We start from the raw sequence: 14,685 nt of genomic DNA, 5'->3' as shown, positions 1-14,685 counted from the left end.
GTAGGGAGGAAAGGAGGAGGGAGGAAAGGAGGAGGGGGGAAAGGGACGAAAGGGGGGAAGGGATGAAGGGAAAACTCAGCGAAACTCCGGTTAAACTCAATTTTGCTCTGCGTTTAAAAACTAAAAGCTAATCACTAATACCTAAAAACTAAAACATGAACAATCTAAAATTTCGCTCAATACTCATCCTGTTGACACTATTTACAATCACTTGTTATGCAAATATCCCCAATGTAAAAAAGCCTATCCGGGTGTTGATGGTAGGTGGCGGTTCGTCTCATGACTTTGATAAATGGTACAAAGGTGAAGATGTGGCTACGCTCCAAACTGACGGATTAGCCACGGTTGAATATACCTCCGATCCAACCACAATATTGAGCAAGTTGCCCGCAATCGACGTGCTGTTTTTGGCCAATAATCAACCGATAAAAGACGATGCTACCAGAAAGGCCATTTTCGCTTTTGTGGATAGTGGAAAAGGATTGATTCTCGCGCATCCAGCGCTGTGGTATAACTGGGCCGACTGGCCGGAATACAACCAGAAGCTGGTGGGAGGCGGTTCGAAAGGACATAATAAATATGGCAATTTCGAAGTAACGATCACCCAAAAACATCCGATTACCAAGGGTGTTCCGGCAACATTTACGCTCGACGACGAGCTCTATTATTACAAACAGGATCCGTCGGGAACTCCCATTGAGATATTGGCTACCGCAAAAGCCACAACCTCTCCGGACGTATTTACCAACTTGTTCGTCGTTAAATATCCTAAGGGCCGGATTGTAGGAATTGCGCTCGGCCACGACCAGGCGTCGCATACCATTGAACCGTATAAAACGATATTAAGAAACTCGGTTAAGTGGGCGGCTGGGAAGTAATGAGTAAGGTTAACGCAGAGTAGTGTTGGGAGTTCGAAGCGAAGTACCGTGCGATTTGTGCTAAAACCCGCTGAAACCGATTTACAATCGCTGCGGCGAACCTTCGGTTTTCCATGGTTAGGCGTTTGCAACGCGAAAACATATTTCAAGTAAAATCAAAAAAATAAAAACATTTATTAAAGTTAAAATTAAAGAACATGAGTCAGAAGCAAATTACAGTTGTGATCGTAGGAATGGGTTTTGGCAAAGAGTTTATTCCGATTTATCAAAGTCATCCGAATATAAAAGCGGTGGGGATATGTACCAGAAGCAAAGCCACACGCGATGAATTATCTGCTAAATTTAACCTGGACCCTAATCTGGTTTTTGAACACTTTGATGATATACCCAAGCGCGAAGATGTGGACGCGATTCACGTTGTAACGCCTGTTCCCGACCACGCGCGTATGACCCTTGCCTCTCTAAATGCAGGCAAGCACACAGCCTGTACCATCCCGATGGCAATGACAAAAGAAGATTGTGAGGCGATTGTGGCTGCCAAACGCAAGTCGGGGAAGGTGTATATGATGATGGAAACTGCCCTTTATACCCGTGAGTTTTTATATGGTTTGAAGTTAGCCCAAACGGGAGAACTCGGCCGGATTCAGTTTGTGAGAGGATCGCATATCCAGGATATGAGCATGGAGGGTTGGGATGAATATTGGAAAGGATATCCGCCGATGTTGAACGGAACCCACGCGATTTCACCGCTTTTAAAGATCAATAATACCATAGCAGAATCTGTGGTTTGTCACGGGTCGGGCCGCTTGAGCGACGATTTGGCAAGCAGATATGGATCGCCATTTGCAGTGGAGACGGCGACTTTTAAACTGAAGGATTCGGACGTGGTGGCCGAAGCAACGCGGTCGTTATTTGATGTAGTCCGTCAGTACCGCGAAAGTTATGATGTATATGGAACGAAGATGTCGTTCGAATGGGAACAGCTTCAGGATGAGGAACATGTGATATTTGACGGGGGCGAAAATGCGAAGCGGATTAATGTTCCGGACACCGACGAACTGTTGATCGACCCAATCAAACATTTCACAAAAAGAGAAAAAATAGACGATCCAAACCACGTCTCGTTCCTGCAAGGAGCTGGACACGGCGGTTCTCACCCTCATTTGGTTCAGGAATTCGTAGCGGCGATCGTCGAAGGAAGGGATTCAGCGGTAGACGCGGCATTGGCAGCCAACTATACCTGCGCAGGAATCTGCGCCCACGAATCAGCCATGAAAGGCGGAATAAGAATAGAAGTTCCAAGCTTCGCCGAATAATATCTATCAGCTAGCCTAAGACTTGCCAGGTTTTTAAAATCTGGTAAGTCTGACTAAACCGTAAGATAGTTGCAATAGGGAGGGTTATTTTCCTATCCACTCATTCACTAATTCTCACATTCACTTATTAAACGTCCATGCTATTCGGAGCAAGTACATTCATCTGGGCATCACCCTTTTCAACGAAAAATATTGACCTCCTGACCAAAATAAAAACGATGGGATTTGATATCGCAGAGATCGCCGTGGAAGACACATCGATTATCGATTGGAAACTCATTCGGAATGTAGCTGCTGATCTTGATCTAAAAATAACTATAAGTGGTGCGTTTGGGCCGGAAAGAGATATATCAAGCACGAATCCCGATTTCAGGAATATTGGCAAGCAATATATCATCGATTGCATCAAAATCGCTGGTGAGATGGCTAGCCCGATATTTGGCGGGCCGCTATATTCTGCGGTGGGAAAAACACGGTTGGTTTCTGTAGAGCAAAAGAAACAGGAAAGAGCGTGGTGTGTTGAAACGCTTTCCGAAGTAAGTAAAATCGCTTCCGACTATGGCGTGACCTTGGGTCTCGAACCACTCAATCGTTTTGAAACCGATATGGTCAATACAGTAGATCAGGCGCTGTCTATTGTTAATGAAGTAGGGCATCGAAATTTGCAGATCGTCTTAGATACCTTTCATTCGAATATTGAGGAAAAGGATATCCCTGCTTCGATCCGGAAAATTGGAGTGGATATGCTTTGTCATGTACAGGGAAATGAGAGCGATCGTGGAACGCCCGGAACCGGGCATTTGGAATGGGAGGGAATCCGAGATGCATTGAAAGAAATAGGATATAGCGGTGCGGTCGTGATTGAAACTTTCGGGCAACCATCGGAAGAACTGGCACGTGCAGCAAGTATATGGAGGCCTTTGGCGAATAGCTCTGACGAGTTGGCGAGCGAAGGCCTCGCGTTTTATAAACAACTGCTTTCGTAAAAACTTGCTGATCTACAAAGACTTGCCAGGTTTTCAAAACCTGGTAAGTCAAAGCCGGCAACTGGCAAGCCGAAGCGGTATTAATTTCCAAACCTAATCAACATATGAGATTCCTCGTTCTTTGTTTTTTATTGATATGTTCCGCCAGAAGTTTCGCACAAATTCCGGTTGACTTAACTGGCTTTGACAAACAAAAAGGTGTTCAGATCACAAATTCCGGTGATCAGTTAAATATCCAATGGCCGGTTGGCGAAAACAAATACGGGAAGGTATCAATTGATTTGCGGAAGGAACAGCCATTGCTAAACCAGCTGCAAATTGGGAAAGCAAATGATTTAAAAACAATAGCAAGCGGACTGGATGCAGCCGTGATATTAACCATTGGCAAAAGAGATTTGGTGTCTCAAAATGGTTGGAATATCTTTTTCGACAAAACTGCGTATCTGCCATCCAAAAGCTACACTGTTAAGTTGGATAAAAGCGGCGTGAAAGTCGTTACCACAGGTTCACATACAGAAATTATCGTATCCGGAGCAAAGGCGGATATCTTTTCAGGTTCAATTAATATCACTCTTTACAACGGGTTGCCGCTCATGAACGTGGCCGCAGTTCTAACCACTCAGGTTGACTCGGTGGCGGTATTATATGATGCCGGTTTGGTGAGCAAAAGTAAAGCCTGGAAGAAGCTATTTTGGTCTGACACAGAAGGGTTTGTCCGGAATAAGGATTCGTTTTCAAAAGATTCGGCGAGCACGATGGCCGTGAAATACCGCACCATCATAGGTGAAGGGCAGGAAGGAAGTCTGGCTGTTTTTCCCGCGCCGCATCAGTTTTTTTACCCTTTAGATAACTGCTATAATCTCGAACATATCTGGTATGGCGAAAATTATCGAAATCTGATTCCTGGCTTTGGGATCGGTCTGCGTCATGATCTTTTGGGGGATCGCCGTTGGGTTCCGTGGTTTAATGCCCCTCCCAAAACCATGCAGCGATTCAACTTTTTCTGCCTTCTGAGCGATGAAAAGGATGCAAAAGTTTTGGACGATGTGAAGGCATTTACGCACGGCGACAAATATGAGGCACTTCCAGGATATTACACCATGTCCAGCCACTTCCATCAGGAACATGTTGATGATGTATTGACGAGGAAACCAATGCCAGAAATGCCCGGTTTTGTAAAAGCTTTAAGAAATACGGGAGTTAATATCGTGCATTTGGGTGAATTTCATGGGCCGGGTAGTCCGCGAGGGCCGGAAGCGAAACGCTGGCCGGAAATGCAAACTATGTTTAGCGAATGTCAGCGACTTTCCGATGGAAATTTTCTGCTTTTGCCAGGTGAGGAGCCCAATAATTTTATGGGAGGTCATTGGATGAATATTTTCCCAAAACCGGTATACTGGCTGATGAGCCGAGAAAAAGACCAGCCGTTTGTGGAAAATCATCCGGTATATGGAAAGATATATCGCATTGGAAACAAGGAGGAAATGCTGAAACTGCTGCAGCTGGAAAAAGGCCTGGCATGGACTGCTCATGCGCGCACCAAAGGTTCAACAGGATATCCCGACAAGTACAAAGATGAAGAGTTTTATAAATCCGACCAGTTCATGGGAGCGGCCTGGAAGGCGATGCCCGCCGATTTGTCTCAACCCCGATTAGGAAAAAGGGTTCTTGAATTGATGGACGATATGGCCAATTGGGGGCAGAAAAAGAACGTGATCGCCGAGGCCGATCTGTTTAGGATTGAACCGAACTATGAGTTATATGGCCATTTGAACGTGAATTATCTGCAATTGGATCAGCTCCCTAAATTTGAAGATGGATGGCAACCTGTTCTGGACGTGATGAGAAACGGCAAATTTTTCGTCTCGACCGGAGAAGTTTTGTTGCCTGCATTCTCGGTGAATAAAATAGGAGCCGGAGAGACTGCCAAAATAGATGCAAAAGGCAATATAGATATTGATGTGAATATCAAATGGACATTCCCACTCAACCGAATCGAACTGGTTTCAGGTGATGGGAAAGAGGTTTTCCACGACGTGATCGATATGTCAGAAACGAGTGGCTTCGGTCAGAAGTCTTTTCATTTTACTAAAAATATGAAGGGTAGAAAATGGGTAAGATTGGAAGCCTGGGATGTAGCCGTTAACGGAGCTTTTACGCAGATTGTTTGGTTGGAGTAGGGGGAAATCGGTTCGGAGCGGGAAGGATTTCGGTATAAAAAACACTTTGAAATTAAAAATGAAACAACTTCTAATATACGCATTGATTTTAGCTGGCTCAGGAGCGTGCAACTCAAACCCGATCCATGACACGTCAGTAGCGGAAGCAGACTCGGGGAAGTATAAAAACCCTGTTTTTGAGCCAATTCTCGCTGATCCGACGGTAATCAAGGCTTCCGACGGCTGGTTTTATGCATATGGCACGATGGACAACTGGGGTGATGGCAAGGGGCCACGCAAGGTTCCGATTGTCAAATCCAGGAATCTTGTGCAATGGCAATATGTAGGCGAAGCTTTTACTCAGAAACCATCATGGAAAGAGGGCGGGATATGGGCGCCTGATATAGTTGCGGTCAATGGTAAATATCATCTTTATTATGCTTTCTCAACTTGGGGAGATAAAGATCCGGGCGTTGGGCTGGCTATTTCCGACAAACCGGAAGGGCCTTTCACGGATTTGGGAAAGCTTTTTTTGAGTAGCGAGGTAAATGTGCCGAATTCTATTGATCCATATTATATAGAAAACGAAGGCAAGAAATATATCTTTTGGGGCAGTTATTCGGACTCTGACACGCAGGGTACATATGGCACCGAACTCTCGGAAGATGGGAAATCTGTAAAAGATATTTCGAAAAAAACGAAAATTGCAGCCGGTGATTTTGAGGCGGTTATGATTCATAAAAGAAATGGTTATTACTATTTTTTCGGATCGAAGGAGAATTGTTGTGATGCGGAGAAAAGCCGATATCAAGTGAGAGTGGGCCGATCAGAACGCCTTTTCGGCCCTTATATGGATAAAACAGGACAGCCTCTAACGACTCGAGGAACAGGTACAGTGTTGATCCACCGCACCGACGAAATTGCCGGGCCAGGACATAACTCGCGAATTGTGACGGATGACAATGGTGACGACTGGATACTATATCATGCGATGTTCGTTAACAATGCCAAAGTACCGACCGGTGCCAATCGCAGAATGCTGATGATTGATAAAGTAACCTGGAAAAACGATTGGCCGGAGATTAAAAACGAGGTGCCCAATATGAATATCCAGAACGCACCGGTTTTTAAGTGAAATTGAAAGAATAAAATGATTATCAGATTTATAAACCAATAACCGAATGAAGTTATTTAAAAACACAATGATTGCTTTGATGGCTGCTACGGCCATTTTTAGTTGTGCCAAAAAGGAGGAAAAGAAAGAAGAAGCCGTGGCCACCGTGGCGGGCCGGGAAATATGGACCAAGGAACATGCCAAAGAATGGTATGGAAAACAAGGCTGGGTCGTTGGCGCGGATTTCCTGCCAAGCACGGCGATAAATCAGCTGGAAATGTTTCAGGCGGAGTCGTTTGATACAGCGACTATTAACAGAGAACTTGGCTGGGCGCAAAATATTGGCATGAATACCATGCGCGTATATCTGCACGACTTGTTGTATGAACAGGATTCAACCGGTTTTTTTAACAGATTGGATGTGTTTTTGGGTATCGCGGCCAAGCATAATATCAAGCCGGTATTCGTATTATTTGATTCTTGCTGGGATCCGTTTCCAAAATTGGGAAAGCAACGCGCACCGAAGCCAGGCGTTCACAACTCGGGTTGGGTTCAAAGCCCGGGCTTCAATGCTCTGAAAGACTCGACCCAATATCCTCGCCTCGCCCGATATGTCACGGGTACCGTCGGCAAATTTGCAAATGACGACCGGATATTGGCATGGGATATCTGGAACGAGCCGGACAATACCAACGACAGCTCATATGGAAAAGTGGAGCTGCCGAACAAAGTGGATTATGTGTTGCCGTTAATGAAAAAATCGTTCGCATTGGCGCGTTCGGTAAATCCCTCGCAACCATTGACTGCAGGCGTCTGGGCAGGCGACTGGGCAACTCCGGAAACTTTGAAACCGATTGAGAAGGCTAGTATCGAGGAATCTGACGTGGTTTCTTTCCATAATTATAACGATGCAAAAGATTTTGAGAAACGTATTGTGCAATTGCAACAGTATGACCGCCCGTTGATATGCACCGAGTATATGTCAAGAGGAAACGGAAGCTTTTTCGAAACTTCACTGCCCATTGCGAAAAAGTACAACGTAGCAGCCATCAACTGGGGACTTGTTGACGGTAAGTCGCAAACGATATATCCATGGGACAGCTGGAAGAAAACTTATACCAAAGAACCGGACTTATGGTTTCACGATATTTTCAGAAAAGACGGAACACCATATCGACAGGCTGAAGTTGATTTGATCAAGAAATTGACGGGTCGGTAGTCACCGAAAGCAAATTTAAAATGCCGTGAGTTAGTATTTTTTCTAACTCACGGCATTTTTAGTGTTAAATATTTCAAACAGCTAAAAGATATTGCAATTCAAATCATTAAGATCAATTTAAAAATAAACACATGGAACGGCTAACAAATTTTATGAACGGATATGATTTTCCTTCGATTTTGTACGATTTTAATGAAGATCATGAGATTCATTTCAATAATTATCGAAATTTGGAAAATTACATTCTGACAAGACTTTCGTCAAATGATTTGATGGAAATAAAAAATGGTCTCTCTAACGTGCTATATTGGGGATATGCACGGATCGGTTATAGAGACCGAAGGGTGACGTTATTTCGACAGAATGTTACAAATCAACAACTCGAGAGGTTTAGAAGATATGTTCAAAATAGCAGTTACAGTGCTATTTCAATTAGGGCTTTAGGTATGCCAGAATTTTCTGGTTTCGCATTTATTTCTAAAATACTGATGTTTCTTAATCCTAATAAGTACGTTGTACTCGATAAGAAAATAATGGAGTTACGTGACAACAATATTAATAATCCTCTCAATCACATTCCATTTGGAAAAAAAAGATACAACAATTAGGGTATCTGGAAAATCACAGGCCTATTATTTAGTATGGTGTGATCTGTGTGCTTCTATCGCGAGTGAACATTTTAATAATAGGATAGCAGTCGATGTAGAAAAAGGTTTTTTTAGAATCATTGAGAATAATCAGCATGCTTTGGGAAGAGAATTGATTGATATGAAAACAAATATTTAAGTGAAATTTAAAATCCAATTGGAAATGATGTTCATTAATGCTTTGCCTTCATCCATAAATAATTTGCTCTTTCGATTGGTTAAATCTATCTCGTTGTTAGTGCTGTTATTATTCTTGGAGATCTCCAATTCTTGGGCTCAAGTCAAGATTGAGATTGATTTTGCTAAAGAAAAAGGGGACGCAAAACCCATATGGGCATGGTTTGGATATGATGAGCCGAACTATACCTATATGAAAGACGGGAAAAAGCTGCTGACAGAAATATCTCAGCTTAGCAAAGTCCCTGTGTATGTGCGTGCGCACAGCATGTTCGTGACGGGCGATGGCGAAGCGGCTTTGAAATGGGGTTCCACGAATGTATATACCGAAGACAAAGACGGGAAACCAATATACGACTGGAAGATCGTCGACAAGATATTTGATACTTACATCGACAGAGGCATGCACCCACTGGCTCAGATCGGGTTTATGCCCGAGGCTATGTCGACACATCCTGTGCCCTATCGCCATCATTGGAAACCAGGCGACAACTATAACGATATCTATACCGGCTGGGCTTATCCGCCGAAAGACTACAGCAAATTTGCCGAACTGGTATATCAGTGGGTGAAACATTCGGTGGCCAGATATGGCAAGGCAGAAGTGGAAAAATGGTATTGGGAACTATGGAACGAGCCAAATATAAGCTACTGGAAAGGCACCGTTGATGAGTATATCAAACTATATGATTATTCAGCTGATGCGGTAAAACGCGCTTTGCCCACCGCAAAAATGGGTGGACCAGAAGTGACGGGACCGAACTGGGATGTCTCTGCCAAATTTTACAAGACCTTTTTAGACCATGTTGTAAGCGGCAAAAACTATGTAACAGGCAAGACAGGTTCGCCGATTGACTTCATATCGTTTCATGCCAAAGGTTCGCCGAAAGTTGTGGAAGGTCATGTTAGAATGGATATGGGAGCACAACTACGTGACATTGACAAGGGTTTTGAAATACTGGCAACATATCCGACGCTGAAACATTTGCCAATCATAATTGGTGAATCTGATCCTGAAGGCTGCGCTGCTTGCTCAGAAGACCTCAATCCGCAAAACGCATACCGAAACGGAACCATGTATTCCAGTTACACCGCTGCCTCTTTTGCACGGAAACATGAACTGGCCGAAGCGAGGGGCGTCAATTTGCTGGGTGCTGTAACCTGGGCGTTTGAATTCGAGGATCAGGCCTGGTTTCGTGGATTTCGGGATTTGGCAACCAATGGCGTGGACAAACCGGTTTTAAATGTGTTCCGGATGTTTGGAATGATGCAGGGGAAAAGAGTGGAGGTGAAGCAGAATCTCGCATATAACTTTACCAAAGTGAGAGACGAAAGTGTACGTGGACTTCCCGATATCAATGCATATGCGACAAAAGACGCGAATGAGGCAGCTGTGATGGTGTGGAATTATCATGACGATAACCTGATGTCGCCCGATTCGCCCGTTAAGCTCAAAATGAATGGTTTAAAGGCAAAAAGAATATTAGTTCAGGAATATCGGATTGACCAAAAACACAGCAATTCATACGAAGTATGGAAAAGTATGGGCTCGCCGAAAGCTCCTACTGCTGAGCAAATTACGGTTTTGGAAGATGCTGGGCAATTGAAAACATTCGGCTCTCCCCGCTGGGTTACGGTGAAAAATGATCAGATTGAACTCGATTTCCCGCTTCCGCGACAGGCGGTTTCTTTGTTTAAAATGAATTGGTAAATAACAATTCGCGATATTGGGCGTATAATCTGTAAGCATCCTTTGATAAATAAAGTATGTAGCAAACAGGCCATTCACATTCCATCATCGCGCTAACACATTATGTTTTCAGTTTTGCTCTTCCTCTTTTCCTGGGGCGTCTCACCACCGAATCATGCTGTAAAAGCGGATACGGTGTCGGTTACCGGAAAAATGTGGGATATCAACACGGGCAAGGATTTGAAACTGGTAGCGACCGGATCTGCCAACAGCCAACCCGGAGCTGCTGAGAGTGAGGAGTCTGCTATATTTAACCTTCAGGTGCCAACTGGACTTCGCAATCTGGTGTTTCGGGCTCAGGGATATCGCACCCGAAATATTCCTGTGAACATCATCGATAAGGATAAACCAGGTCAGAAATTCGAGTTGACGATCCCGATGATTCTGCTGGATTCAGAACAGATACTTACCAAAAGCTATCTAAAGGATTCGACGGTCGTTCCCGACTCTATTGCCTGTGATCCTGCGATGGGAAAGGTATACTTCGAGGCGGTAGACGCAGCGAATGGCGAGGTGATCACGGCCAGGATTTGTATTACATCCGCACTGACGGGCCAGATGAAGTGTATTGAAACCGGGAAAGGCAAAGCGAGTGTGCTTTGGCTTAATCAGGACGATACCATGGGTGCCGGCGTTTACGCGGAAGGCTATGATTTTTTTAGCGGGAATATGTATAAAGTCAAACTCCGTGGTCAGGAATTACTCTTTCGTTTCAGGTTGTTGAAGTCTGTAAATCAGATCGTTGAGAGTTATGTTAACGTGCCCACTAATCCTGCGATAACCACAGAAGTTCGAAATTTGAGCAATCAACGCTACACCAGATTTGTGAAGCTTCCTGGTAAGGCCATGCCGCATAGCTTGAACTCGGCGTCAATGCCTGGCGAATATCAAATTACAATGACGGGAAAAGATGGGAAAACGATTAGAGAGGAAAGATTTACAGTGGGCACGGGGATCACTTTAAAATATTTTGATTTTAAGAAAAAGGATAAGGTTGAAAAACTTGTTGAAAAATCATCCAAAAAGGAGACCGAGAAAAAAGAAGTGCCAACGACTCCTGTTGAAAAGCCCATCGAACCAGCGAAGAAGGATATTGCAACGGCACCTGTTGTGAAAATTGAAGAGCCTGGGAAGAAAATTAGTCCGCCTGTCGTTCCTGAGAAAGCGAAGGAGCCTGAGAAGAAAGAAACGCCACCCCCTCCCGTCGTTACTAAGGTCGAGCGGGAGAAAAAGGTTACACCACCAGTTGTTGTACCTGAAAGAAAACAACCGGAGAAGAAAGAGTTGCCTCCGTCCGCCGTCGCAAAAGTTAGTGAGTCTCCCAGTCCGCCGTCGAAAACTCTGTATTTCGACCAAAGCAGCTATATATTGAGGCCGGATGCAGTGCAGACTCTGGATTCTGTTGCTGGCTATCTCAGAACTAGAAAAGACGTGAAAATTCACGTTGTTGGGTACACTGATCCTGTGGGTAGGAAAGATTTGAACCGACTTTTATCAGAAAACCGCGCGGCTGTGGTGAGTAACTATCTGAGAGAGAAAGGAGTAAATTCTGCTCAGATATTTTACATCGGAAAAGGCAGCGACACCTCTGCCACCCCAACCGATTCAGAAGAAAGTAAAGTCAGAAGCAGGCGGGTCGAGATTTTGTTTTTGGATCGTTAACTGAGGTTAAAGTTGCTCCTTTTTTGCCTTGTTGAAATGTTGTTTCTGTGTAATCTGATGTCGCGGCTCGGCCTTCGATAAGCTCAGGCTGACAGGCATTATTTCGGTCAATACCCATTCTTGAAAGAATTGAGAACATTGCACTCCCATCGTCCATCCTCCCTTTCCTCCCAAAAAAAACCTGTCAAAGTTTATTTTCAAACAAAAACACGCCTTTCTTATTCGATATCACGATATCGGGCTTTTTATCGCCGTTCATATCTTTTACCGTGATATTTAGTCCTGCGCCGGAGTCGTCGTCAATGATATGCTCTTTGAAATATGGAGCAATACCCGGCGTGATTTCATACCAAAGCAGATAGGCAGCAGCTGCATCGCCTGGGTCCCGACCGTGGTGCGCCAGAAACCGTTTTCCGGTGATATATTCGTTGTTGCCGTCACCGTTCAGGTCGACCATTACAGATGAATGTGTTTGCGCTGTTTTTTCACTGATCAAATGCGTTACGAAATTAATCGAGCCGTCGCTGGCCTTTATTTGTTCATACCACCAGATCCCCAATGCGTGCGCAGAGGCGCTGATCACATCGTTTTTGCCATCTCTGTTCACATCCATCACCTGCATATGGGAGCATGCCGCACCTAGATTTGCCGGATGAAATTTCCAGTCGCCTTTGTCCAGATTTTTGGTTCCTTCAAACCATCCTTCCCGAACCACAACATCCTTTTTCCCGTCCATATTGATATCGCCGTAGCCAATCCCGTGCGAGAAATCTTCTGTTCCAGGAACATTTTCAGCTGAAAGCGCGAAACGTTGCCAGGTTGTATCTCCTTTTGTAACAGGCGCTTTGATCCAGATGATCTGTTTTTTCTCTTTATCTCCACACAAAATATCCAGTCTGCCATCCCCATCCACATCAATAAACCCGGGAGACTCGTTCGTAATGCCGACTGAGTTTGCAATCATATGCTTCTTCCAGCCGTTCTTCGTCTTGCCGGGATTTTCAAACCAAAAACCCGGAAGTCCGGGAAAGTCGATCACGACAACATCGTCCGAGCCGTCAAGGTTGACATCCATTCCCAGGTTCAGAAATGAATTACTATACTCCTTTTTCGGATCGAAAACACGGGTTGTAGCAAACTCATGCTTCTTCCAGTCGGGTGCTTCAAACCAGTTGTATCCGGCGATGATATCTATCTTTTTGTCTTTGTTCAAATCCGCTGCAGCCACGCCTTCGGATAAAAAATCAGTTGATAAAACTGTCTTTTTAAAGCCGTTTTTTATAGTTTGAGCCGGGCATTGGTTGTAATTTAGCGATAGTCCGGCGACTAGCGCGGTCACGAGAATTGGGCGAAATATTCTGTTCATAGGATATCCTTTAACAGCGAAATATTAGACATGCTTTAATCGGTCAAAGCGTTGATATTCCAAAATTTACTATGAAGGGAAGCTAGTCATGTTTGGAATACATCAACCCTTATCAATTCGTAACTTCTTAATGTTCAAATACCTTCATTTAAAACCGTTAAGCCATTTAGAAACATTACGAAAGCTTGTCAGTTTCTTAAACCCAGCTCCAGTAAGTACGCCTTGATAACAGTCACATTCAGAGAACCACATCCACCGAAACCGGCATATGGTCAGAGGCATGTTTGTATTTGTTATAGATCTTTTGTCCGTCGGGCATTTCGATATTCACCTTCGCATTTACGACCCAATCAGCTCTGTTGAAACTATATAGAATGTGATCAATCCATTCTTTTTGCCAAACATTGTTGAAAATCGGATCTTTGAAACTGGTGGTATATATGGGTGAAAAATTCAGATTCTCCTGATTTTTGACGGATAAGGTATCAAAAAGACTGTTTCCGAGACAAAGAAACGGCTTCCAGACATTCCCCATCAACTGTTCTACTCCGCTTCCTAAAAGTCTCTTTTCACTCGCATCCATACCCGGGCCGTCGTTGATATCACCGCAAACGATTAACGGAATTTTTTGAGTTGTGACATCTCCCAAATATTTGTCAAGAAAAGCGCGACGAATCTGCCGGGTTTGGGCCAATATTTTTTTTCGATTTCCGTCCGCGACGGCCCACCATTTACTCCATTCATATGCGTCAAAAATTCCTTTACTTTTCAAATGAAGACCCATCACCCGGAAAATTTCTCCGTTTAACGTTTTCAACTCAACATATAGCGGAGAACGTTCAAAACGATATTTTTCCACAATCCCGTCGTTCTCATTCGCAAACTCGAATGGCTTAAACTCAGTCATTTGCTCCGTGTTGAAAAATCTTACAGGCGTTGTCGGGTCGAAACGATTGAGATCTGTTCTGACCGCACAACCGATACATTGCGAGGAGCCGGAGGTAGGTTGAAGTTTGACTTCCCAGGTGCCGGCGACGTCGCTATCGAAAAATAATTGCAGTTCCTGTTCCCGGTTGGGGCCTTCCACTACCACGATTAAGTCGGGTGAAAGTTCGTTAATAACACCGCTCAGGTGTTCCCGGCGTTCTTTGACAGTCGTCTCAGGATTATGAACCGGGACATGCGCATCCGGATGGAAATTTCCGGCAGTATCGAACAGATCGTTCATCCATTCTACATTCCAAAGCAAGAATTTGAGTGTTTCCATAAGTGTTGGGCAAGAGTGTGTATATAAAGTTCTGAAAAAGAAAGGGTTAACTTATATTAAGTTTTGCTAATCTATTTAATGGTAAATGCGGAGATGTGCTCGCGCTCCTCTCAAACTATTTTTGGACAGGAGATTTACTTCAAT

The 14,685-nt window shown here is 44.2% G+C and carries 11 protein-coding genes; 9 read left to right on the top strand and 2 right to left on the bottom strand.

Going from position 1 to position 14,685, the window contains the following annotated elements; all coding sequences use genetic code 11:
* Window positions 1–155: 155 nt before the first annotated feature.
* From AC1XUD_RS12705 to AC1XUD_RS12665, 9 genes are all read left to right on the top strand, one after another.
* Window positions 156–878: a ThuA domain-containing protein gene (locus tag AC1XUD_RS12705; protein WP_483361382.1), complete on the top strand. Its 723-nt coding sequence runs from the start codon at window positions 156–158 to the stop codon at window positions 876–878.
* A gap of 197 nt (window positions 879–1,075) precedes the next feature.
* Window positions 1,076–2,194 carry a Gfo/Idh/MocA family protein gene (locus AC1XUD_RS12700; RefSeq protein WP_483361381.1) on the top strand — a complete coding sequence of 373 codons (1,119 nt, stop codon included), beginning with the start codon at window positions 1,076–1,078 and terminating at the stop codon, window positions 2,192–2,194.
* 137 nt (window positions 2,195–2,331) lie between these two features.
* Window positions 2,332–3,180: a sugar phosphate isomerase/epimerase family protein gene (locus AC1XUD_RS12695; protein WP_483361380.1), complete on the top strand. Its 849-nt coding sequence runs from the start codon at window positions 2,332–2,334 to the stop codon at window positions 3,178–3,180.
* Window positions 3,181–3,284: 104 nt separating this feature from the next.
* On the top strand, window positions 3,285–5,360 hold the full coding sequence (locus AC1XUD_RS12690) for a CehA/McbA family metallohydrolase domain-containing protein (protein WP_483361379.1): 2,076 nt from the start codon (window positions 3,285–3,287) through the stop codon (window positions 5,358–5,360).
* Window positions 5,361–5,418: 58 nt separating this feature from the next.
* On the top strand, window positions 5,419–6,474 hold the full coding sequence (locus AC1XUD_RS12685) for a family 43 glycosylhydrolase (protein WP_483361378.1): 1,056 nt from the start codon (window positions 5,419–5,421) through the stop codon (window positions 6,472–6,474).
* Between the two features lie 46 nt (window positions 6,475–6,520).
* Entirely contained in the window at window positions 6,521–7,672 is a 1,152-nt protein-coding gene (locus tag AC1XUD_RS12680) for a cellulase family glycosylhydrolase (protein ID WP_483361377.1), read from the top strand.
* Window positions 7,673–8,254: 582 nt separating this feature from the next.
* Window positions 8,255–8,458: a hypothetical protein gene (locus AC1XUD_RS12675; protein ID WP_483361376.1), complete on the top strand. Its 204-nt coding sequence runs from the start codon at window positions 8,255–8,257 to the stop codon at window positions 8,456–8,458.
* Between the two features lie 27 nt (window positions 8,459–8,485).
* A complete protein-coding gene (locus AC1XUD_RS12670; protein WP_483361526.1) occupies window positions 8,486–10,207 on the top strand; it encodes a GH39 family glycosyl hydrolase in 1,722 nt (573 codons plus the stop codon).
* A gap of 102 nt (window positions 10,208–10,309) precedes the next feature.
* Window positions 10,310–11,908 (top strand): OmpA family protein, encoded by a 1,599-nt coding sequence (locus AC1XUD_RS12665; RefSeq protein ID WP_483361375.1) that lies wholly within the window; start codon window positions 10,310–10,312, stop codon window positions 11,906–11,908.
* A gap of 184 nt (window positions 11,909–12,092) precedes the next feature.
* On the opposite strand, the gene AC1XUD_RS12660 is transcribed toward AC1XUD_RS12665, so the two are convergent.
* The gene (locus tag AC1XUD_RS12660; RefSeq protein ID WP_483361374.1) at window positions 12,093–13,274 is read right to left on the bottom strand and encodes an FG-GAP repeat domain-containing protein; all 1,182 of its coding nucleotides are present in this window, start codon (window positions 13,272–13,274) and stop codon (window positions 12,093–12,095) included.
* A 238-nt stretch (window positions 13,275–13,512) separates the two neighbouring features.
* Complete coding sequence (locus tag AC1XUD_RS12655; RefSeq protein WP_483361373.1) at window positions 13,513–14,541, bottom strand: endonuclease/exonuclease/phosphatase family protein; 1,029 nt, start codon at window positions 14,539–14,541, stop codon at window positions 13,513–13,515.
* Between the last annotated feature and the right edge of the window lie 144 nt (window positions 14,542–14,685).

It is taken from the genome of Dyadobacter sp. HNCC25DJ184 (genome assembly GCF_056895215.1).
This window is presented reverse-complemented; position numbering and strand designations above follow the sequence as displayed.